Origin of the sequence: Trichococcus sp. (genome assembly GCF_049589555.1) — a bacterium.
GTDB lineage: Bacteria > Bacillota > Bacilli > Lactobacillales > Aerococcaceae > Trichococcus.
Window position 1 is genome coordinate 1 of sequence record NZ_JBAWAZ010000316.1, and the last position, 2143, is coordinate 2143.

The 2143-nt window shown below is 41.7% G+C and carries 3 protein-coding genes; 1 reads left to right on the forward strand and 2 read right to left on the reverse strand.

Annotation, left to right across the window (positions count from 1 at the left end; translation table 11 throughout):
- The first annotated feature begins 81 nt into the window (after positions 1 to 81).
- Entirely contained in the window at positions 82 to 330 is a 249-nt protein-coding gene (locus WBV27_RS11235; RefSeq protein ID WP_424202106.1) for a GlsB/YeaQ/YmgE family stress response membrane protein, read from the forward strand.
- A gap of 117 nt (positions 331 to 447) precedes the next feature.
- On the opposite strand, the gene WBV27_RS11240 is transcribed toward WBV27_RS11235, so the two are convergent.
- Together WBV27_RS11240 and WBV27_RS11245 are read right to left on the reverse strand one after the other, a co-directional pair.
- Complete coding sequence (locus tag WBV27_RS11240; protein WP_424202108.1) at positions 448 to 1008, reverse strand: TetR/AcrR family transcriptional regulator; 561 nt, start codon at positions 1006 to 1008, stop codon at positions 448 to 450.
- A 2-nt stretch (positions 1009 to 1010) separates the two neighbouring features.
- The coding region (locus WBV27_RS11245) for an MFS transporter (protein WP_424202110.1) at positions 1011 to 2143 on the reverse strand (1133 nt) is incomplete at its 5' end.

Sequence of the window (2143 nt, forward strand, 5' to 3'; positions counted from 1 at the left end):
TCCTTATATAATTGCAGTGTAACGAGCAAGGTATAGACACATGGTTACTGCGGGCTTCTTTATAAGAAGGAGGAGTAAAAAATGGACTTTCTTTGGTCTTTAATTGTCGGTGGTGTTTTAGGCGCACTCGCTGGAGCTTTTTTGGGTAAAGATGTTCCCGGTGGCATTATTGGGAATATCATTGCAGGTTTCGTTGGTTCATGGTTAGGAGTAACTTTATTCGGGGCTTGGGGACCTGCAATCGGAGGATTCTACATCGCACCTGCATTAATAGGAGCCATCATCCTCATCCTCATCCTTTCCATTGTTATGAAATCGATGAGAAAATAAGCTTGTTCTGTACATCAACGAGGCGCGTAGTGTCAGAGCGAATTCAAAAACACATAATATTGGTGCTACAGACCCAAGTAGGGTTGTACTGCCAGTATTATGTGTTTTTTTAATTGTTTATAAACTGATGCCTGTCCAGAAGATATCCCAGGCTATTTCTTGTAATTTTTCATACCTTTGGCTATCTTCATAGACTAATTGAACGTCCAAGCCATCCAACAATGTAACAAAAGCTAGCGCACACTCTTTCGCTCCTATACGGAATGTTTGCTTTGCAAAGCAAGATTCTAATGCAGCAGTCAATACATCTATATATCTATACGGTTTTTGGATAACATCTTCATGCATCTCATCCGGTACAAGAAAAGAAATGGTCAGCATCAGTTTTGTATTTGGATTCGTTAGAAAGCGTTCCTTATGTTCCGTTAAAAACTGATACAGCTGCTGCTCAATCAATTCCTCGCCATGTTGTTGAAAATACTGCTGAATAAATTGTACTTCGTCGTCTACCGCTTCTTTATAAACTTCTTGAAATAACACGCGTTTATTGGGGAAATGGTAGGCAAGTGATTGTTTGCGGATGCCTACTTCTTCTGCAATTTGGGAAAGTTTTGTGCCTTCATAACCAAATTCATTAAAATGAGAAGTAGCAATTGTTTTGATTTTTTCTTTACTCAAAATTAAAAGCTCCTTTCCTTAACATAAGCCAGAGGTTTTTTGGCGAAAAAAATACAGAGCAATAGGAATAGTGCATAGGCACCAATGGAAACATAATAGACTGCCGCATAGGTATCAAACACTTCCGCCAGTACACCAAGCGCCATCGCGCCAACGCCAATGCCGATATCGAAAAAGTTAAAAAAAGAGGCAACGGCATTCTCATGTTCCTCTACCAGGCTGATGCACCAAGATTGAAGGGCAGGGAAAATCGCACCAAAACCAAGCCCATAAAGGAATGCTGCAATCAAAAACTGCACATCATTTTGCACAAACACAAGTAGCGCAAGCCCAGCCAAAGCAACCAAACCAAACGGAATTAACACATAAATGGGTCCTGAATGGTCATAGATTCTGCCAGAGAAAATACGGACAACAAGTCCTGCTAATGCTACTACGGTAAAGAACATAGCCGTTTGATCGAGACCTTTTTCAACAGCAAATAATGCGATAAAGGACATGATTCCACCTGCAGAAATTCCGGTCAAGGCACTAAGCATCGACTGAAACAGCACACGTTTTTCAATTAATTTGAACTGAATAGCCGGTATTGGTTTCTTCTCTGAGCCTTTTGAATCATTTGTTTTACGCGATATAAACAAAGTAACGAGCAACGCCAACAGCATAAATGCCATTCCGCTCAAGAAAAGTCCCTTGAAATCCCATATTTCCAGAATCATGACCCCAATTAGCGGTCCAACGGAAACCATGGTCGTTTCTCCTACACCAAAATATCCGATCCCTTCTCCCAGTCGTTCTCCGGGAGTGTTTTCAGCGGCAATGGTTGTGAAATAGGTCGTCGTAATTCCAAAACCGAATCCATGGAGAATACGAACCAAGACTAATGCCCAGACTTCTGTCGCTAAATAGTAGCTGCCCGTTGCAAGTGCCCCAATCGCTACGCCTATCACCAATAAATATTTCTTGTCCATTTTCATTGCCATGACGCCTGTGAAGGGCCGGATCAAAATGGCCGAAATCACAAAAATTCCTGTCACGAGGCCAATCTGCGTTGCCTCGCCTCCGATACTGGAGATATAGAGTGGCAATGTGGGCGCCATCATTTCGAATCCTAAAAATACTAATGCATTTGCTA

Excerpts from the sequence above, each read along its gene's own strand:
- WBV27_RS11235 (WP_424202106.1), top strand. The coding sequence starts at position 82 with ATGGACTTTCTTTGGTCTTTAATTGTCGGTGGTGTTTTAGGCGCACTC.